Origin of the sequence: Bradyrhizobium sp. AZCC 2176 (assembly GCF_036924645.1) — a bacterium.
GTDB lineage: Bacteria > Pseudomonadota > Alphaproteobacteria > Rhizobiales > Xanthobacteraceae > Bradyrhizobium.
Genome location: NZ_JAZHRX010000001.1, coordinates 4,669,925 through 4,686,302, shown reverse-complemented (window position 1 = coordinate 4,686,302; position 16,378 = coordinate 4,669,925). Strand labels below are relative to the sequence as shown.

24 protein-coding genes are annotated in these 16,378 nt (G+C 62.9%); 16 read left to right on the top strand and 8 right to left on the bottom strand.

Going from position 1 to position 16,378, the window contains the following annotated elements; all coding sequences use genetic code 11:
• Nucleotides 1–105: 105 nt before the first annotated feature.
• The gene (locus V1288_RS22060) at nt 106–930 is read right to left on the bottom strand and encodes a helix-turn-helix domain-containing protein (protein ID WP_334359053.1); all 825 of its coding nucleotides are present in this window, start codon (nt 928–930) and stop codon (nt 106–108) included.
• A gap of 100 nt (nt 931–1,030) precedes the next feature.
• Here V1288_RS22060 and V1288_RS22055 point away from each other — a divergent pair, with 100 nt between their 5' ends.
• Both V1288_RS22055 and V1288_RS22050 read left to right on the top strand, forming a co-directional pair.
• The gene (locus tag V1288_RS22055) at nt 1,031–1,252 is read left to right on the top strand and encodes a hypothetical protein (protein ID WP_334359052.1); all 222 of its coding nucleotides are present in this window, start codon (nt 1,031–1,033) and stop codon (nt 1,250–1,252) included.
• A 42-nt stretch (nt 1,253–1,294) separates the two neighbouring features.
• The gene (locus tag V1288_RS22050; protein ID WP_334359051.1) at nt 1,295–1,693 is read left to right on the top strand and encodes a hypothetical protein; all 399 of its coding nucleotides are present in this window, start codon (nt 1,295–1,297) and stop codon (nt 1,691–1,693) included.
• Between the two features lie 105 nt (nt 1,694–1,798).
• Here V1288_RS22050 and V1288_RS22045 read toward each other — a convergent pair whose 3' ends face one another.
• The gene (locus tag V1288_RS22045; RefSeq protein WP_334359050.1) at nt 1,799–1,933 is read right to left on the bottom strand and encodes a hypothetical protein; all 135 of its coding nucleotides are present in this window, start codon (nt 1,931–1,933) and stop codon (nt 1,799–1,801) included.
• Nucleotides 1,933–2,403: a group III truncated hemoglobin gene (locus V1288_RS22040; RefSeq protein WP_334359049.1), complete on the bottom strand. Its 471-nt coding sequence runs from the start codon at nt 2,401–2,403 to the stop codon at nt 1,933–1,935. Before V1288_RS22040 ends, V1288_RS22045 begins: the two co-directional genes overlap by 1 nt.
• An 87-nt stretch (nt 2,404–2,490) precedes the next feature.
• Here V1288_RS22040 and V1288_RS22035 point away from each other — a divergent pair, with 87 nt between their 5' ends.
• The 4 genes from V1288_RS22035 (at nt 2,491) to V1288_RS22020 (ending at nt 4,861) form a co-directional block, all read left to right on the top strand.
• Complete coding sequence (locus V1288_RS22035; RefSeq protein WP_334359048.1) at nt 2,491–2,919, top strand: RrF2 family transcriptional regulator; 429 nt, start codon at nt 2,491–2,493, stop codon at nt 2,917–2,919.
• A complete protein-coding gene (locus V1288_RS22030; RefSeq protein ID WP_334359047.1) occupies nt 2,916–3,239 on the top strand; it encodes a DUF6522 family protein in 324 nt (107 codons plus the stop codon). Before V1288_RS22035 ends, V1288_RS22030 begins: the two co-directional genes overlap by 4 nt.
• A 117-nt stretch (nt 3,240–3,356) precedes the next feature.
• On the top strand, nt 3,357–3,950 hold the full coding sequence (locus tag V1288_RS22025; RefSeq protein ID WP_334359046.1) for a TetR/AcrR family transcriptional regulator: 594 nt from the start codon (nt 3,357–3,359) through the stop codon (nt 3,948–3,950).
• Nucleotides 3,947–4,861, top strand: a complete 915-nt coding sequence (locus V1288_RS22020) for a haloalkane dehalogenase (protein WP_334359045.1) — start codon at nt 3,947–3,949, stop codon at nt 4,859–4,861. The genes V1288_RS22025 and V1288_RS22020 overlap by 4 nt, the downstream gene beginning before the upstream one ends.
• Nucleotides 4,862–4,903: 42 nt before the next feature.
• Here the strand turns inward: V1288_RS22020 and V1288_RS22015 are convergent, their stop codons facing one another.
• On the bottom strand, nt 4,904–5,746 hold the full coding sequence (locus tag V1288_RS22015; protein ID WP_334359044.1) for an SET domain-containing protein: 843 nt from the start codon (nt 5,744–5,746) through the stop codon (nt 4,904–4,906).
• A 183-nt stretch (nt 5,747–5,929) separates the two neighbouring features.
• Between V1288_RS22015 and V1288_RS22010 the strand changes: the two genes are divergently transcribed.
• Complete coding sequence (locus V1288_RS22010; protein ID WP_334359043.1) at nt 5,930–6,523, top strand: hypothetical protein; 594 nt, start codon at nt 5,930–5,932, stop codon at nt 6,521–6,523.
• Between the two features lie 110 nt (nt 6,524–6,633).
• Entirely contained in the window at nt 6,634–6,969 is a 336-nt protein-coding gene (locus V1288_RS22005) for a hypothetical protein (protein WP_334359042.1), read from the top strand.
• 74 nt (nt 6,970–7,043) lie between these two features.
• On the opposite strand, the gene V1288_RS22000 is transcribed toward V1288_RS22005, so the two are convergent.
• Nucleotides 7,044–7,778 carry a TetR/AcrR family transcriptional regulator gene (locus tag V1288_RS22000; RefSeq protein ID WP_334359041.1) on the bottom strand — a complete coding sequence of 245 codons (735 nt, stop codon included), beginning with the start codon at nt 7,776–7,778 and terminating at the stop codon, nt 7,044–7,046.
• 113 nt (nt 7,779–7,891) lie between these two features.
• On the opposite strand from V1288_RS22000, the gene V1288_RS21995 reads away from it, so the two are divergent.
• The 4 genes from V1288_RS21995 to V1288_RS21980 all read left to right on the top strand — a co-directional run bounded on the left by V1288_RS21995 (nt 7,892) and on the right by V1288_RS21980 (nt 11,093).
• The gene (locus tag V1288_RS21995; RefSeq protein ID WP_334359040.1) at nt 7,892–9,295 is read left to right on the top strand and encodes a carotenoid oxygenase family protein; all 1,404 of its coding nucleotides are present in this window, start codon (nt 7,892–7,894) and stop codon (nt 9,293–9,295) included.
• Between the two features lie 193 nt (nt 9,296–9,488).
• Nucleotides 9,489–10,067 (top strand): hypothetical protein, encoded by a 579-nt coding sequence (locus tag V1288_RS21990; protein ID WP_334359039.1) that lies wholly within the window; start codon nt 9,489–9,491, stop codon nt 10,065–10,067.
• 42 nt (nt 10,068–10,109) lie between these two features.
• Nucleotides 10,110–10,667 (top strand): inner membrane-spanning protein YciB, encoded by a 558-nt coding sequence (locus tag V1288_RS21985; RefSeq protein ID WP_334359038.1) that lies wholly within the window; start codon nt 10,110–10,112, stop codon nt 10,665–10,667.
• 129 nt (nt 10,668–10,796) lie between these two features.
• Nucleotides 10,797–11,093: a hypothetical protein gene (locus tag V1288_RS21980; protein WP_334359037.1), complete on the top strand. Its 297-nt coding sequence runs from the start codon at nt 10,797–10,799 to the stop codon at nt 11,091–11,093.
• Between the two features lie 7 nt (nt 11,094–11,100).
• Here the strand turns inward: V1288_RS21980 and V1288_RS21975 are convergent, their stop codons facing one another.
• Genes V1288_RS21975 through V1288_RS21965 form a run of 3 tightly spaced genes read right to left on the bottom strand, consistent with a single transcriptional unit; the run spans nt 11,101 to nt 13,918 of the window.
• Nucleotides 11,101–11,787 carry a DUF429 domain-containing protein gene (locus tag V1288_RS21975; protein WP_334359036.1) on the bottom strand — a complete coding sequence of 229 codons (687 nt, stop codon included), beginning with the start codon at nt 11,785–11,787 and terminating at the stop codon, nt 11,101–11,103.
• Nucleotides 11,784–12,227: a MaoC family dehydratase gene (locus V1288_RS21970; protein WP_057900711.1), complete on the bottom strand. Its 444-nt coding sequence runs from the start codon at nt 12,225–12,227 to the stop codon at nt 11,784–11,786. The genes V1288_RS21975 and V1288_RS21970 overlap by 4 nt, the downstream gene beginning before the upstream one ends.
• A 38-nt stretch (nt 12,228–12,265) precedes the next feature.
• Nucleotides 12,266–13,918 carry a fumarate hydratase gene (locus V1288_RS21965; protein ID WP_334359035.1) on the bottom strand — a complete coding sequence of 551 codons (1,653 nt, stop codon included), beginning with the start codon at nt 13,916–13,918 and terminating at the stop codon, nt 12,266–12,268.
• 250 nt (nt 13,919–14,168) lie between these two features.
• On the opposite strand from V1288_RS21965, the gene V1288_RS21960 reads away from it, so the two are divergent.
• From V1288_RS21960 to V1288_RS21945, 4 genes are all read left to right on the top strand, one after another.
• A complete protein-coding gene (locus V1288_RS21960) occupies nt 14,169–14,699 on the top strand; it encodes a hypothetical protein (protein WP_334359034.1) in 531 nt (176 codons plus the stop codon).
• Between the two features lie 77 nt (nt 14,700–14,776).
• Nucleotides 14,777–15,253, top strand: coding sequence for a hypothetical protein (locus V1288_RS21955; protein ID WP_334359033.1), 477 nt, complete (start codon nt 14,777–14,779; stop codon nt 15,251–15,253).
• A gap of 156 nt (nt 15,254–15,409) precedes the next feature.
• Nucleotides 15,410–15,595: a hypothetical protein gene (locus V1288_RS21950; protein WP_334359032.1), complete on the top strand. Its 186-nt coding sequence runs from the start codon at nt 15,410–15,412 to the stop codon at nt 15,593–15,595.
• A 91-nt stretch (nt 15,596–15,686) separates the two neighbouring features.
• Nucleotides 15,687–16,361, top strand: coding sequence for a methyltransferase family protein (locus V1288_RS21945; RefSeq protein ID WP_334359031.1), 675 nt, complete (start codon nt 15,687–15,689; stop codon nt 16,359–16,361).
• The last annotated feature ends 17 nt before the right edge of the window (nt 16,362–16,378 follow it).

Genomic DNA, 16,378 nt, shown 5'->3' with positions numbered 1-16,378 from the left:
TTGTTTGACGCGTTTTCTTTGCGCGAGCCGGTACCCAGTATTGATGGGTATCGCTTCCGCCTTCGCTCGTTGATTAGCTACGGCGGACAAGTCGCGCCACCCATCCTACGGCAGCTTTGCCGCCATCTGCCGCATCCGCTCGGCGGTCAGATCGTCGGCGGGAAAGAAGGTCTCCAGCGCCAGCTCCTGCAGCGTGATATCGACCGGCGTACCGAATACCATGGTGGTCGAGATGAAGCTCAGCACCTCTCCGCTCGCGCTCCGCAGCTTGAATGGAATCGCGACATTATCGGCCGAGACCGGACCCGAACGCGCCGGCATTCGATAGGCTTTCAATTCCTGATACAGCTTTAGCAGTTCGGGATCGGCCGTCGCCTCGCACTGCCGGTGCAGCCGCTCCAGGAGATGCGCGCTCCATTCGGCGAGATTGACCGTGTGCGGCGCCAGCCCCTCGGGATGAAAGGCCAGACGCAAAATGTTGAAGGGCTGCCCGAGCAGATGCGGCGGTATGCCTTCGAGCAGCGGCGCCACCATGCGGTTGGCCGTCACCAGATTCCAGTGCCGGTCATAGGCCAGCGCCGGATTGGGCTCGTGGGCCTTGAGCACGAGATCGATCGCCTGACGGGCTGATTTGAGCGCGGGATCGTCGAGCGAGCGCTGCGGAAAGGCCGGGGCAAACCCCGCCGCGACCAGCAGCACGTTGCGTTCACGCAAGGGAACCTCCAATCGCTCAGCGAGCTTCAGCACCATTTCGCGCGACGGCGCGGCGCGGCCGGTCTCCACAAAACTGAGATGACGGGCAGATATCTCGGCATCTCCCGCCAGATCGAGCTGGCTCAGATGGCGGCGCTGACGCCATTCGCGCAGGTGATCCCCGATATGGACGGGCTGGGTTCGTTCGGCTCGCGCCGCGGAAGCATGTGCGTTCATGGTGGAAAACCTACCATGCGAATTTCACCCATTCCATTACGTCCGAGGTAATCGAAACGGGTCACGGGCCGGGTCATTTTGGGGGCACAGGAGATGACCCATGCTGATGCTTTCCCTCTTCCGCCTCGTCGCCGCCGTGGTCCCCTGGGTGGTCAATCTGGCTACCTGGTTACTAGCGCGTTCGCTGAACATGCCGCAGCCGTTGGTGCACGACACCGGCGTCTTCGTGTTCGCGCAGGTGCAGACGATCGAGAACAAGGTCGGCAAGGCGCTCTGTCCGGTGCGGCTGATGCGTCAACTCCGGTCGCTGCTGCAGCGCTGATCCCTGTCTCACGCAAAGTCCCCCAAGCAAAGGAGAACTGTTATGATCCGTCCATCAACATTCCTGAGCCGCGCCCTCCTCGCCGACGCTATCTTCAGCGGCGTATCGGCCGTCGGGCTTACGCTCGGCGCCGGCATGCTGGCGCCGTTCCTCAACCTGCCGGAAGCGTTGCTGCGGGAGACCGGCCTGTTCCTGATCGCCTATACCGCGCTGGTCGGCTGGCTCGGCACGCGGTCGACGGCGGCGAAGGCGCTGGTATTGCTCGTAATCGTGGGCAACGCCACATGGACGCTGGGCAGCATCGCGCTGCTGTTCTCCGGCGCGGTGAGCCCGAACCTGCTCGGCCAGGTCCTCGTCGTCGCGCAGGCGATTGCGACCGGCGTGTTTGCCGAGTTGCAGTATATCGGCCTGCGCAAGAGCGGCGAGACGGTAACGGCATAAGCTTCAACCGTCATTGCGAGCGAAGCGAAGCAATCCATATCGCGGCATAGCGGATAGACGGATTGCTTCGTCGCTTCGCTCCTCGCAACGACGGGGGAAAGAGCCTCAGCTCAGCATCAACGCCGCGATCATCCCCGCAAAGGTCAGCACCAGCCCGATCACGAGCATCGGCACCAGGCTGCTGCCGGAATAGGGATCGGCCTGTTCCTTGTTGGTCACGACATGCACGCGATAAGCCATCACACTGCTCCTGTTTGATTGCGCCGAAATCGTTCCCCGTTACCGAGCATGACGCCGTGGGCGCCGGCGATGCCGAGTTCGAGGCTTGATGCGATGCGCCGCGCCCGTTCCACGAAATGCGCTTCCGCCTCGGGCGGGCAGATCTCGCGGGCGGTTTGCTCGAACAGTTCGAGCCAGCGGTCGAAATGCCGCGCGTCGACCGGCAGCGGCAGATGCTTGGCCATCGGCGTGCCGTGGTAGCGCGCCGTCATCAGCGCGACCGACGACCAGAACGCGCACATCTGCGCCAGATGCGGCTCCCAATCCCTGATGCGGGCCTCGAAGATCGGCCCCAGCACCGCATCTTCGCGAACCTTGGCGTAGAAGCCGCGCACCAGGCGCTCGATCATCGCCTCGTCGATGCCCGTCCGCTCCATGATTTCGGCTGTCAACCGCTCACGCCGCGCCGGCCCTGCCACGATCGCTTCCATTTATCGGCCTGCCCTTAAATAGGTATTTCAAATGCCTATTTAGACGGCTATAGATGTTTTGCAAGCAGATCTTTCAAGAGAGCTCCCATGCGCCTGACGTCGTTCACGGATTTCGCGTTGCGCGCCTTGATGCGGCTGGCGGGCGACCCCGGTCGCTCGTTCGCAACCAATGAAATTGCGGCCGAGTTCGGCATTTCCCGCAACCATCTGGCCAAGGTGGTGCGCGACCTCGCCGACAGCGGCTTCATCACGACCCAGCGCGGCGTCGGTGGCGGCTTCACGCTGGCCCGCCCCGCCCAGTCAATCACGATCGGCGAGGTGGTGCGCGCCCTGGAAGGGCCGCCGCTGGTCGAATGTTTTCGCGAGGATGGCGGCAATTGCGTGCTAAAGCCGCGCTGCCGGCTGAAAGCAAAACTCGCCGCCGCCCGCGAAGCCTTCATGCGCGAACTCGACGCCACCACGCTGGCGGAATGCGCCTATCCAGCGACGGCCCGGCGGCGCCCGGCGCCCGCATGACCGTCGCCACGAAGCATCAGGTGCAGCGCATGAAACCGATCGCGTTCGAAAATGGCACTGTGCAGATCGATGCCGCCATCGTCGCCGAAGGTCTCGGCCTGGCGCCTGCCCTGCTGCAGCAAGAGATGCGCGCGGGCAGGATCACGAGCCTTGCCGAGCGCGGGGTCGACGCCGACGCTGGCCGGCATCGCCTGACCTTCTTCTCCGAACACCGGCGGTTTCGCGTCGTGATCGACGAAACCGGCGCGATCATTCAACGCTCGGCGGTCGACTTCGGCGATTCAGCGCTGCCGAAATCGGTGCGGATGCCCGGCGGCTAAAACACTCGAAACTACCCCGACACAAGAAAATCGGACAACCTTCAGAAAATCGGACAACCTTCGTTCGGTCCGAAAAACTACCTTGACAAATAATACGTACGTACGTATTGATTGCTCATGGCGAAGGCATCCCATCGCGACAGCATTCTCGACGCAGGCCTCAAGGTCATGTTCCGCAAGGGCTATGTCGGCGCCGGTGTGCGCGACATCGTGCTCGAGGCGGACGCCCCGCAAGGCTCCTTCACCAACCATTTCCGCTCGAAGGAGGCCTTCGCCGGCGAGGTCCTCGACCGCTATTTCGATCACACCAAGGCGCTTGTGGCCGGGGCTCTGGACAATATCGGTCAATCGCCGCGTCAACGCCTGATGCGATATCTCGACATCATCACGGAGCGCCTCGAAGCGGACGAGTTCGCGCGCGGTTGTCTCATTGGCGACTTCAGTCTCGAGGCCGCGCCGGTCAGCGAGATGCTGCGAGAGCGCCTGGTTGCCATTTTCATGGAATGGCGTGGCCTCTTCGCCGCCTGCATCCACGAAGCCCAGACCAGCGGCGAGATCGATAACACCTTCGCGCCTGACGAACTTGCCGATTTCCTCCTTGCCTCCTGGGAAGGCGCAATCCTCCGCATGAAAGTCACGCGTACCGCAGAGCCGCTGCAACGATTCAAGCGGATCGCCTTCGCAACCGTTTTCAAGGAGCCCGGCAAATGACGACCACGATGATCGCCGACTTCACGCTGCCACAACGATCCGTACTCGATTCGACGATGGCCTATCGCGAGATGGGCCGGCCGGGGGCCGCGGTCGCCCTTTTCCTGCACGGCAATCCCACGTCGTCCTACATCTGGCGCAACATCATCCCGTTCGTCGCACCGGTGGCGCGATGCATCGCCCCGGATCTGATCGGCTACGGCCAATCCGGCAAGCCCGACATTGACTACCGCTTCGAGGATCAGGTCCGTTATCTCGACGCTTTCATCACTGCTACCGATATCAGGTCGGCCTATCTCGTGGCGCAGGATTGGGGAACGGCGCTGGCCTTCCATCTGGCGGCGCGCCGGCCGGACTTCGTCCGCGGGCTCGCCTTCATGGAATTTATCCGGCCGATGCCGACGTGGGATGACTTCCATCAGGTGCCGGCCGCGCGCGAAACATTTCGTAAGTTCAGGACGCCGGGCGAAGGCGAACAGATGATCCTCAACGGCAACGCCTTCGTTGAACGGATATTGCCGGGCTCCATCCTGCGAAAGCTGAGCGAGGAAGAGATGGCCGTCTACCGCGCGCCGTTCCCCTCTCCGGAATCGCGGCGCCCGACCTGGCGGCTGCCGAACGAACTGCCGATCGCGGGCGAGCCGGCAGACGTCTATGCCAGCCTCGAGCAGGCGCATGCGGCGTTGGCATCTTCCCATTATCCAAAGCTGCTTTTCGCCGGGGATCCCGGCGCCCTCGTCTCGCCCGGCTTTGCCGAGCGTTTTGCTTCCGGCTTGCACGATTGCGAATTGGTGCGCCTCGGCGCGGGCGCCCATTATCTCCAGGAGGATCATCCCGAGACGATCGGCAAAACCACCGCGGCCTGGATCGCCAGAATCGAAAGCGGACAGCGGCAAGGAAACGCGGCTTGAACGGCGCGCGGGCAGCCCTGCACAAGGCTGGTGGATGAGACTTCAGATAGCGGTGGGCTGAGCCTCAAGGGATATTGCAGCGGGCTGAGCTGCAGGCGCGAGGACCGGCGCAGGCACAGAAATCGGCGGCTTCCTGGCGTTCGATTTTTTGCCGGCAACCCCGACGCGGCCGTTGCGGGTCAGGTGCTTGCCATTAAGGGACACATCGGCGCGGGACTTGTTGGCGCGGGCCTTGCCGTTGAGGGCCTTGCCATTGCGGGCCTTGCCATTGCGGGCCTTGCCATCGAGGGAATGGCCGTTCAGCTTGAGCTTCTTTTTCGACTTCCGCCCCGCCTTTTCCTTCAATTTTTCCTTCAGCTTGGCTTCCGCCTTCTGCTGTCCCTTGGCGAGCTTCTCCGCCTTTTTCAGCGCCTTGCGCTCGGCCTTGGCCTTCAGGCGGGCCTTTTCAGCCCGCGCTTCCGCGCGCTGCTTCTTGCGCTTCTTCTCGCAGGCCGTGCATTTGCAGCCGATCGGCTTCAGATAGGCTTTGAAGTAGTCGGTACCGTAATCGTAGTTGATCTCCTCGCCCGGCTCGATGTTCTTGATGGCGCGGATGAACACCTTGCGCTTGCGTGGGCGAACGTCGGATTCCGCGTTCGGCTTGCAGGCGTGGTTGATATAGCGGGCGATGTTCTTGCGCACCGAGCCGTCGATGGTCCAGCGGTCATTCAGCTCGAACAGGTACTTGTTCTCGATCGCGTCGTCTTTCTTCTTCTTCGAATCCAGAAGCGGTCCAAAATAGCGGATGATCTTGGTGCCCTTCTTGATCGGCTTGGTGGCAAAGAGGCCAAGTCCGGTGCGCGAACGGCCGACGCGATAGGGTTTATTCGAGGGTATGGAGGCCATGACGATTGAATGAACTGCACGCTTCTGAAGGAGAATTGCGAAGCCGCCCTTCTAGGACGATTCCGCGGCAATGTCAGGTGTTTCGCACCTTTGCCATGAACCTTCCCCAGATTGCACACGTCTGATCCTGGAGGTTCCATGCGAGAAATGCAGACGAAACGCGTCTCCCATCGGCAACTCATAATGCCGGCCGCCACGACCCTATTGGCGGCTGCGTTTGGCCCGATTTCACCGGCCGACGCCCAAACATTCAGCAGCAGCTACACGTCATCAGCGCCGAAGGACTGCCGCACCATCGACAAGCCCCGAGACCCCAACGGCAGCTCGACTCAGGTATGCCCCGGCAAATCCGGGCTGGTGGTGCTGATCAGCGAGGAGGACCTGCGCCAGACCGTCTCTGTCGGGCCCAACCAAGCAGCCGCCGCCAAGGAGCCGGCCGCGGAGACTTGGTTTGCCCCCTTCAATTCCACCGCGCACACCATCGAATGGCGCGCAATGGACGGCAGGCCGTTCGCGATCATTCAGCGCTGGCTGATCGCCGACAACAACGACCCGGACAAGTCCGGAAGCCCGACCTCGAAACCGATGCTCGCCGTGACGCGGCTACCGCCGGGTGCGGTCTGCCATGTCGCCTATATCGACGGCCAGGCCAACCGCAATGCCAACGAGCTTGCGCGCCAGGCCGCGGACGAATTTGCGCGTGATTTCAAGTGCGGGAAGGACGAAGTGAAAGTGGTCGGCGAAAAGGGCACGGCCGCGAGCCTGGCGAAGCGCTGATGAAGCCGGCGACCCGGCGCGTTTTCGCCGTATTAACGTCAAAGGTTGAAGCTTGAGTGCTTAAACCTTATCAGGTCATGATATTCACGGCGGCGTCACGCGGGGCAGTAATGCAAACCAAACTTCTGGCTCTCCTCATCGCCGGCACGGCCCTCACCGGCTGCTGCGCCTCCGGCACCGGCTGCTCGACGCAGACGGCCGGCGCGCCGATCGCCTGGGACGGGTTGGGTGAACCACCGACAGCAAATGACGCGCCGAGCGAGGAAAATCGGCCGCAAAAGCGAAGAACAGCCCGCAACCGCGAGATCATTCTCGGCCCGCTGAATGGCGCCCCGCCCCAATCGGACGCCAAAGCGCGGTATGACGATTGGACGCGGCAGCCCAACGAAGACGCGGAAGCCGACGCAAGGCTCGCGCGGCAAACCAAGATTTGCAGGGGTTGCTGAGCGGCACGCCAGCCGCAGCCGTCGCCGCGCAGGGTCCATTCCGGCGTGAGCGAACTCGCCCCCAAACCGCCGTCCTACGGCGCCGGCGGCCGCGCGACGGTCGAGAGCAGCATCGCATGTAGCAGTTGGTCGACGCCGGTGCCTTCCGGCAGCCGGTGCAAAATATCCTTCAGCCGTCCATCGAGCAGCAGCATGGTGAAGCCGTGCACCAGCGACCACGCCCGCGCAATCGCCGCCGCCTGGTCGAGCGACAGCGACTCCAGCGCCTCGCCGGTGAGTTTTTCGTTGCGGCTGAGGCTCGCCGCGGTCGCCAGTCCCTGGAACGAGGCGGTCGCCGCCTCGTGCAGCGAGGGCCGCGTCATGTCGAGCCGCTCGGTGCGGAACATCAGCCCGTACATGCCGGGACGCGCCTGCGCATAGGCGACGTAGGCCTTGGCGCGCGCCATCGCCTTCATCAGGGGGTGCGTTTCACTCTCGCCTGCGGCCGTCATGGCGGCATTGAAGCGGCGGAAGCCAATGGCGGCGAGTTCGCTCAGTAGCCCGGTGAGGTCGCCGAAATGATGGGTCGGCGCGGCATGCGATACGCCGGCCTCGCGCGCCACGGCCCGCAAAGTCAGGCCCGGCAATCCGTCGCGTTCCAGCACCCGCTCGGCGGCGGCGAGCAAGGCGTCATGCAGATCGCCATGATGATAGGGCGTCTCGCCTGCCGGACGGCTGCGCCGACTGGCCGGCCTTTCTGCTACGGGTTTCGCCAGTCTGCGCCTTGCGGCGGGACGAATCGTTCGGGTTTCTCGCGATGTTCTTGCCATGCGACTCGTTATAACCGCAATTTTTACACTGTAAAGATTTTGCTTGACGGTGCGCCTCAACATCCCTACTAAAATCTTTACGATGTAAAGATTTAAACCAGAGGAAACGTGCGATGCTCGACCAGGTGAAGACCGAGGCAGCCCTGAACAATCTGGCGCCGATCCCGATGGAATGCGACGCGCCGCATCTCACGGTGACCGGCGAATTGCCGCGCGAACTCAACGGCACGCTCTATCGCAACGGTCCCAACCCGCAATTCGAGGTATCAGGCGCGCACTGGTTCGTCGGCGACGGCATGCTCCACGCCTTCCATCTGGAGAACGGCCGCGCCAGCTATCGCAACCGCTGGGTCCGCACCCCGAAATGGCTCGCCGAGCACGACGCCGGCCGCGCGCTGTTCGGTGGCTTCGGCCACAAGCTGCCGGGTGCGCCGGCCGCGATCACCGACGATGGCGGCGTCGCCAACACCAACATCATCTTCCACGGCGGAAAGCTGCTGGCGCTGGAGGAAGGCCATCTGCCGACCGAGATCGAGCCCGGCACGCTCAAACGTCTGGGCTATTGCGATTACAAGGGCGCCATCAAGGGCCCCTTCACCGCGCATCCCAAGGTCGATCCCGTCACCGGCGAGATGGTGTTCTTCGGCTATAACGCCACAGGTCCCCTTTCCCCCGCCCTCTCCTTCGGATCGGTCAGCGCCGCGGGGGTGGTGACACGGTTCGATCGTTTCGAATCCCCCTATGCCAGCATGGTGCACGACTTCATCGTCACAGAAAATCATGTGCTGTTTCCGATCCTGCCCATCACCGGCAGCATGGAGCGGGCGATACGCGGCAGGCCGCCTTACGCCTGGGAGCCGGAGAAAGGCGCTTATGTCGGCGTCATGAAACGCAACGGCACGCCTGCGGATCTCGTCTGGTTCCGCGCCGAGAGCTGCTACGTCTTCCACGTCATGAATGCGTGGGAGGAAGGCAACCGCATCATTGCCGACGTGATGCAGTTCGAGGAGGCGCCGCTATTCTCCCATCCCGACGGCACGGAGACCGATCCGCAGAAATCACGCGCGCGGTACTGCCGCTGGACTTTCGACCTCGCAGGCAATACCGACCGCTTCACGCAAACCTATCTCGACGATCTCACCGGCGAATTCCCGCGCATCGACGACCGCCGCGCCGGACAGGCGAATAGCCATGGCTGGTACGCCTGCGCCAACCCCGATTTGCCGATGTTCGGCGCGCTGTCCGGCATCGTCCATGTCAACGGCGAGGGCAAGCGTCTCGGACACTATCTCTTGCCGGCCGGCGACACGATTTCCGAGCCGGTGTTTGTCGAACGCAGTGCTGACGCCGCCGAGGGAGACGGCTGGCTGCTCGCCGCCATCTGGCGCGCGCGGGAGAACCGCAGCGATCTTGCGGTGCTCAACGCGCAGGACATCGAAGCAGGCCCCGTCGCGCTGGTGCATCTCGGCCATCGCGTGCCGGATGGCTTTCATGGCAATTGGGTTGGTGCGGCTTAGGACTCCGCTCCTGTCATTCCGGGCCGCGACGAAGTCGCGAGCCCGGAATCCCGATCTAGGCACAAGGCATTGCAAATAAATCTTTTCTTCGCTTTCCAAGCTTCATTTTGACACTGTAAAGATTTTTCTTGACGACTCCCGGCCTCGCCCCTAGTGTATCTTTACGCTGTAAAGATTGGCCTGAGAGGCTGTCATGACCATCTTCCTGATCCTCGCCCCCTTCGGTTCGTTCGCCCTGCTGATGCTGGTGACATCAGCCCAAATCAGCCTGTTCGCAGCGGCCGCGATCTGCCTCACCGTCATCGGCATCGACATCGCGCGTGGGCGCTCGGTCAAGGCGCTTGGTGCCGGCAGCGTCGTCGTCTTCTCCGGCATCGGCGCCTATGTCACGCTGATTGACCCGAACCTGAGCAGTTCGGCCGTAAAGCTCGCAGCCGATATCGGCGTGCTCGCGATCTCGCTGACATCGATCGTCATCCGCAAGCCGTTCGTGCTGCAATATGCGCTCGAGGAAGTCGACGCCGCTACGGCCAAGCTGCCCGGCTTTTTGAAGGCGACTTACATCATCACCTGGGCCTGGACCGGCGCTTTCGTGCTGATGATCATCGGCAACGTGCTGACGATCTATGTGCCTGGTTTGCCGCTCTGGTCAGGACTGGTGATTGCCTTCGCTGCCCGCAATAGCGCCGCGTATTTTACGGCATGGTATCCACAATATCGCAAGGCGAGGTATGGTACGCCTCCGGCGAACGCCCTGCCCGGCACCAACTAAGATGTCCATCCAACCGAAACACCATCAGCAGAAAGCAAGACGATGAAGGACGTATTCGCCAGACTGGGCGCCGATTTTTTCTCCACCATCCTGTTCATCGCGATCTATCTCACCACCGACAACGTTCTGCTGGCGACCGGCGTCGCCATCGCCGGCGCCATCGCGCAGGTGATCTACTCGCGCGTCAAGGGCAAGGAGCTCGGCTACATGACGTGGGCGAGCCTGGCGCTCGTCATCGTGCTCGGCAGCGCCACGCTGCTGACGCATGATCCGCGCTTCGTGCTGGCGAAGCCCGCGATCGGGCACTTCGCGATCGGCATCATCATGCTCAAGCGCGGCTGGATGCTGCGCTATATGCCGCCGATCGTGACGCAGACCATTCCCGAATATGTCACCTTCGCTGGTTATGGCTGGGCCGCACTGTGCTTCGTGCTCGCCGCCGGCACCATCGGCGTCGCCATGACCGGCGACATGAAGCTGTGGACGTTCTATGTGACGGTCGTGCTGGTCGGCGCCAAGATTGCCGCCTTTGCCATTCAATACATCGCGTTTCGTGTTTTGGTCGGCGGCCGGATTCGCGCAGCCGCCCAACGCGCCTAAAGAAATACGCGTCAAAAAGGACGCTTGAGGCGGTTGGGCTTGTATGGCGAGATAGGCTATACCGCCGATCGAGTTGAGCGGATCTCGCAAGCCATTCCGGTTTGCCGGAGAAATGTCGGGGAGACAAAGATGGCCGTGGACGGAAACTGGAACATCACCATGAGCACGCCGATGGGTGAGCGCAAGGCGACGCTGTCGTTGACGAGCGCGGATGGTACGCTGACCGGCACGCAGGGCGCCGACGGCAATTCCGGCGAAATTTTTGACGGCACCGTGAACGGCGACGACGTCGCCTGGAAGATCTCCATCACCAACCCGATGCCGCTGACGCTTGCCTTCACCGGCAAGGTTTCCGGCGACAGCATGTCCGGCGAAATGGGCATCGGCCCGATGGGCAGCTTCCCGTTCACGGGGGCGCGGGCGTAGGTTCTCCCTAAAACCAGATCCGCATCGGCAAGCCGTGCGCATCAACGGGCGGCGCCCCCTCGGGGACGCTGCCCGCAGGCTCGCGGGCCGCAATCGCAACCGCGCAGGCATCCAGCACATCGTCAGGCTTTGCACCGCTACGTTCATCGGTCAGCCAGCGATCGATCTGCCGAAAGCCTGATTGCTTGAGCAGCGCGCGGCGCAGCGCAACTCCCCCGGCGGATTTCTTCGACGGCAAGGGCTCGTTGTCGTTCAATCGCAGAAACACCAGTTCGGGATGCACCTCGCGAATATCGCGAGATGGATCCGCGCGCACGAACGCGTCGACCTCCATGATCTTCGCACCCAGATGCCAGAGCTGGCGGGACACCCGCTTCTGCCCGCGCCGCTGCGCCTCCCGGTTGGCATCATTGGGATCGCTGAACTCCGACCACAGCCAGCGGCGAGCGCCGGCAAAGATGCGCGACGCGTGCGGCCGCAATTTTGCGCGAGCCAGCAGGTCGCAGTAGCGTTCGCCGTGATCGCTCATCCCGATCGGGATATCGATCCCCGCTCTGTCGCAAGAACGCGACAGCGCGTCCGTGATGTCGCGATGAAAAGAGATTTCCTGCACGTCACCGTCGAGGAGAACGGCGACCCAGCCTTTGCTGAACCCGTCGAGGCCAAGCGCCCTGCAGCCCGACCTCTTGCTCACTTCGGCCGGCTGGGCACGATTGCAATCGGATTGAAGGTATAGACCGCTTCGCCATGCTGGTTGTAGGCGGTCCACTTGACCCGGGCGATGCCTTGCGGCTTCGTGCGCGACGCCGCCAATTCCACCACCTCCCCTTCGAGAAAAATAGTGTCGCCGGGCCGCACCGGCTTCAGCCAGCGCAGATCGTCGACGCCGGCGCCGAACAGCGGATGCGGCCCGAACGGGCGCGCGCTCGCGGCGAGCCGCATGGCGATCGCCGCCGTCTGCCATCCGGAAGCGGCGAGCCCCCCGAGAATGGACTTCTTGGCCGCCTCCTCATCGAGATGAAACGGCTGCGGATCGTACTCTTTGGCGAAGCGGATGATGTCCTCCTTCGACACCGTCGCCGCCTCACTCTTGAAGCGCATCCCGATCTTCAGGTCGTCGAACCACTCGATCATCGCGTCCTCGCTCACATTTCACGCCGAACGCGAACAGGTTACCCCAGATTCAATTCCTTGAAGAAGTCGTTGCCCTTGTCGTCGATGATGATGAAGGCCGGGAAATCCACCACCTCGATGCGCCAGATCGCTTCCATGCCGAGTTCGGGATATTCGACGACCTCGACCTTCTTGATGCAGTGCTCGGCGAGATTTGCTGCCGCGCCGCCGATCGAGCCGAGATAGAAGCCGCCGTGCTTCTTGCAGGCCTCGCGCACCGCGACCGCGCGGTTGCCCTTGGCTACCATCACCATCGATCCGCCTGCCGCCTGGAATTGGTCGACGAAGGAATCCATCCGCCCCGCCGTGGTCGGGCCGAACGCGCCGGAGGCGTAGCCGTCGGGCGTCTTGGCGGGACCGGCGTAGTACACCGGATGGTTCTTGAAGTAATCCGGCAGCGGCTCGCCCTTCTCCAGCCGCTCGCGCAGCTTGGCGTGGGCGGAATCGCGCGCCACGATCATGGTGCCGGTCATCGAGACGCGGGTCTTGATCGGATATTGCGACAGCGTCGCCAAAATCTCCTTCATCGGCTTGTTGAGATCAATCTTCACGACCTCGCCGCCGAGCGACTGTTCGACCGCCGGCAGATACTGCGCCGGATTGTGCTCGAGCTCCTCGAGATAGACGCCGTCCCTGGTGATCTTGCCGAGCACCTGGCGGTCCGCCGAGCAGGACACGCCGAGCCCGATCGGCAGCGACGCGCCATGCCGCGGCATCCGGATCACGCGCACGTCGTGGCAGAAATACTTGCCGCCGAACTGCGCGCCGACGCCGAGCGACTGCGTCATCTTCAGAATCTCTTGCTCCATCTCCAGATCGCGGAACGCGTTGCCGTCGGCCGAGCCATGGGTCGGCAGCGCATCGAGATAGCGCGCGGATGCAAGCTTCACCGTCTTCATGCAGAGCTCGGCGGAAGTGCCGCCGATCACGATGGCAAGGTGGTACGGCGGGCACGCCGCGGTGCCAAGCGTCAGCACCTTCTCCTTCAGGAACGCCAGCAGGCGATCCCTGGTCAGCACCGACGGCGTCGCCTGGAACAGAAAGCTCTTGTTGGCGGAACCGCCGCCCTTGGCCATGAACATGAACTTGTAGGCGTCATCACCCTCGGCGTAGATCTCGCACTGCGCCGGCATGTTGTTGGCGGTGTTCTTCTCCTCATACATCGACAATGGCGCCACCTGCGAATAGCGCAGATTGCGGCGCAGATAGGCGTCGCGCGCGCCTTCCGACAGCGCGGCCTCGTCGTCGCCGTCGGTTATGACGTTGCAGCCCTTCTTGCCCATGATGATCGCGGTGCCGGTATCCTGGCACATCGGCAGCACGCCGCCGGCGGCGATGTTGGCGTTCTTCAGGAAGTCGAAGGCGACGAACTTGTCGTTGTCGCTGGCTTCCTTGTCTTCCAGGATCGCGCGCAATTGCTTCAGGTGGCCCGGCCGCAGGTAATGATTGATGTCACCAAAGGCGGCCTCCGACAGCGCCCGCAGCGCCTCGCGCGACACGACGAGCATGTCCTTACCCAAGACCTTCTCGACCCGCACGCCCTCAGTCGTGATCTTCTTGTAGGGCGTGGTGTCCGCCCCCAGCGGAAACAGCGGCGTGTGCTTGTAGGGCGGAACAGGCTTCTGGTCGGGGAAAGCGGTCGGGGCGTTCATGGCTGGCTCGTCTGTTCGAAAGGCCGGAGACGTCCAGGGGGACTTCGGGCCGGCGATAGAGCCGTTCTAAGCACTTTTTGGATAAAGGGAAGGTTTTGCGGAGCTTCCAGACCGGCGGATTCCGCATCGCCCTAGCTGTTACCCCTCGCTGACAAGCAGCGGGTGCGGCCCCCAATCGCCGTTGAACCGTTCCGGGCGCTCTACAGACAAACCGGAGATTTCCAATGATCCCCCACCGATTGCGATTGTAATGAGCTCCGCCACCACATTGCCTGATGCAGCCCCTGCCCCGGTCCGTCCCCCGCGGCTGCTCGGGCTTTATCTGCTTCTGATCATCATTGCCGCCATCGAAGCCTTCGACGGGCTTTCGCATGCGCCGATCCTGTTCGACGATATGTCGAAAATTCCCGGCCCCGGTGTCGGCGGCGCGATCATCAAGACGTATATCGCAAGCCACCCGTTGCTGGCGCTGGCAGCGCTGGCGTTCGCCACCGTCGGCCGGCTGCGTTACGCGATCATGGCGCTTGGCGCGCTCGTGCTCATGACGTGGCTGAACTTCATGCCCTCGGTGGTGCGGCACGGGTTCGATTTCCGTGGAGTCTCCGCCTTCGAGACGCCGGTCCGGATCATCGCATTCCCGCTGATGGCCGCCTGCGCCATCGCACTTTCCGCACGCAGCGAGCGGCTCGGGCTTGCTACCGTGCTGGTCAGTATTCCCACGCTGTACAGCGTGTTCGCCGTGATCGCCTTCGGGATCGGCATCTTCCTCTACGGTTTCTGACAAGCAAGTTGACTTCCGCGCGCGACCCTTGCAGGAAATCCGCGCGCGGGGTTCAATGGCGCAAAGGGGCATTCACCATGGCTTTGGGACCACAATTTCGCCGACCGACCTTGCTTGCCGCCACGCTGGCGCTGGTGGCTGTGGTCGGCGCATCGCCGGCGCAGGCGGACCGCTGCGACGATATCGCCAAGGAATTGAAGAACCAGATCGACGGCCTCAAGATCAGCGTCAATACCGGCAACATGATCTATCTGACGCATCCGGCGGCGAAAGAGCTGTCGCTCGGCTGCCGCGGCCGCAATTATTCCAACGAGCTCTACGCCAAGGCGGACCGCAAGCCGAAGTCGCAATTCTTCGAACTGATCGCCTCGGCCGGCGCCATCATCTTCACGATTCCGAAGCCCGACGTTGCGACCGGGTCCTCGCGCTGCATCAAGCGCATGGGCTTACTCCGCGGCGACAAGGTCTCCATGCGCTTCCGCCGGCTCAACATGGAATGCACGCGCACCAAGACCGAGGCCTCGATCGTGGTGACGCGTGGCAAGGACGAGTAGGTCCAGCTCCCGATCCGTCGCATTCTAACGATTTCGCGAGCCGCCCGTTCACCATTGGCTGGGATTGACGGCGGGGAAGCGCGAATAACGCCTCGGATTCACCAATCGTTCGTTTCAACCTAGCCAGTGTCGGAGGCAACCAAAAGGATGCTTCCGATGAGTGTCTCTGCTGTCGCCCCAACGGTGGTGGTCAAACCGCCTGAAGTCCCCGTGTTCAAGGCTCCCGACAAGACCCCCGACGTTCAGAACGGCGCTGCCGCCGACGGCACCCGCACGCCGCGGCCGACGCTGGTCGCCCCCCTGCCGCCGGGTCAGGGAACGCGGGTCGACCAACTGGCGTAACGGTTCACGTTCCGGCCAGGGCGAAACCAACGCCGCAAGTTTGCCGGAAAATCACGCGATCATGCTGTCACGGGCGAATGGAACCCCGGGCATGATCGCAAAGCTTCTGCTGCAAAACACCATCGTCGTCATTGCCATGGGCGCGCTACTGTTCGCCGCGGCGGGTTCGCTGGACTGGCCGGCGGCGTGGGTGATGCTGATCGTCAGCGCGATCCTTGGTCCCGCCTGCGGATTGTGGCTAGCCAAGACCGATCCGGCGCTGCTCGCCGAGCGCATGCGGCCGACATTTCAGGCCAACCAGCCTGCCGCCGACAAGATATTCATGCTGATCTTCTTGCTGGCGCTGTTGCTCTGGCTCGTTGTGATCGGCCTCGACCGGCGCGCGAACGCCTCCGACGTTCCGCTGCTGCTGCAGGTGCTCGGGCTTGCGATGTATCTACTCTCGATCGCCTTCATCATGTGGGTGTTCCGCGAGAATTCGTTCGCTGCGCCGGTCGTCAAGGTGCAGGCCGCGCGCCACCAACGCGTGATCTCGAGCGGGCCCTACGCCTTCGTCCGTCATCCCATGTACAGCGGCGTCATGCTGTACTTCCTTGGAATACCGCTGCTCCTGGGATCGTGGTGGGGCTTGGCGTTCGCGCCGGTATTCGCCGTCCTGTTCGCCATTCGCGCCCGCATCGAGGAGCGCGCGCTGCTCGAAGGACTGCCTGATTATGCTGACTACGCCGAGCGCGTGCGCTATCGTCTGGTGCCCGGACTTTGGTGAAAGACAAGAATGGTGGA

Coding starts and splice junctions, on each gene's coding strand:
- V1288_RS22060 (WP_334359053.1), bottom strand. CDS start 930: ATGAACGCACATGCTTCCGCGGCGCGAGCCGAACGAACCCAGCCCGTC.
- V1288_RS22055 (WP_334359052.1), top strand. CDS start 1,031: ATGCTGATGCTTTCCCTCTTCCGCCTCGTCGCCGCCGTGGTCCCCTGG.
- V1288_RS22050 (WP_334359051.1), top strand. CDS start 1,295: ATGATCCGTCCATCAACATTCCTGAGCCGCGCCCTCCTCGCCGACGCT.
- V1288_RS22045 (WP_334359050.1), bottom strand. CDS start 1,933: ATGGCTTATCGCGTGCATGTCGTGACCAACAAGGAACAGGCCGATCCC.
- V1288_RS22040 (WP_334359049.1), bottom strand. CDS start 2,403: ATGGAAGCGATCGTGGCAGGGCCGGCGCGGCGTGAGCGGTTGACAGCC.
- V1288_RS22035 (WP_334359048.1), top strand. CDS start 2,491: ATGCGCCTGACGTCGTTCACGGATTTCGCGTTGCGCGCCTTGATGCGG.
- V1288_RS22030 (WP_334359047.1), top strand. CDS start 2,916: ATGACCGTCGCCACGAAGCATCAGGTGCAGCGCATGAAACCGATCGCG.
- V1288_RS22025 (WP_334359046.1), top strand. CDS start 3,357: ATGGCGAAGGCATCCCATCGCGACAGCATTCTCGACGCAGGCCTCAAG.
- V1288_RS22020 (WP_334359045.1), top strand. CDS start 3,947: ATGACGACCACGATGATCGCCGACTTCACGCTGCCACAACGATCCGTA.
- V1288_RS22015 (WP_334359044.1), bottom strand. CDS start 5,746: ATGGCCTCCATACCCTCGAATAAACCCTATCGCGTCGGCCGTTCGCGC.
- V1288_RS22010 (WP_334359043.1), top strand. CDS start 5,930: ATGCCGGCCGCCACGACCCTATTGGCGGCTGCGTTTGGCCCGATTTCA.
- V1288_RS22005 (WP_334359042.1), top strand. CDS start 6,634: ATGCAAACCAAACTTCTGGCTCTCCTCATCGCCGGCACGGCCCTCACC.
- V1288_RS22000 (WP_334359041.1), bottom strand. CDS start 7,778: ATGGCAAGAACATCGCGAGAAACCCGAACGATTCGTCCCGCCGCAAGG.
- V1288_RS21995 (WP_334359040.1), top strand. CDS start 7,892: ATGCTCGACCAGGTGAAGACCGAGGCAGCCCTGAACAATCTGGCGCCG.
- V1288_RS21990 (WP_334359039.1), top strand. CDS start 9,489: ATGACCATCTTCCTGATCCTCGCCCCCTTCGGTTCGTTCGCCCTGCTG.
- V1288_RS21985 (WP_334359038.1), top strand. CDS start 10,110: ATGAAGGACGTATTCGCCAGACTGGGCGCCGATTTTTTCTCCACCATC.
- V1288_RS21980 (WP_334359037.1), top strand. CDS start 10,797: ATGGCCGTGGACGGAAACTGGAACATCACCATGAGCACGCCGATGGGT.
- V1288_RS21970 (WP_057900711.1), bottom strand. CDS start 12,227: ATGATCGAGTGGTTCGACGACCTGAAGATCGGGATGCGCTTCAAGAGT.
- V1288_RS21965 (WP_334359035.1), bottom strand. CDS start 13,918: ATGAACGCCCCGACCGCTTTCCCCGACCAGAAGCCTGTTCCGCCCTAC.
- V1288_RS21960 (WP_334359034.1), top strand. CDS start 14,169: ATGAGCTCCGCCACCACATTGCCTGATGCAGCCCCTGCCCCGGTCCGT.
- V1288_RS21955 (WP_334359033.1), top strand. CDS start 14,777: ATGGCTTTGGGACCACAATTTCGCCGACCGACCTTGCTTGCCGCCACG.
- V1288_RS21950 (WP_334359032.1), top strand. CDS start 15,410: ATGAGTGTCTCTGCTGTCGCCCCAACGGTGGTGGTCAAACCGCCTGAA.
- V1288_RS21945 (WP_334359031.1), top strand. CDS start 15,687: ATGATCGCAAAGCTTCTGCTGCAAAACACCATCGTCGTCATTGCCATG.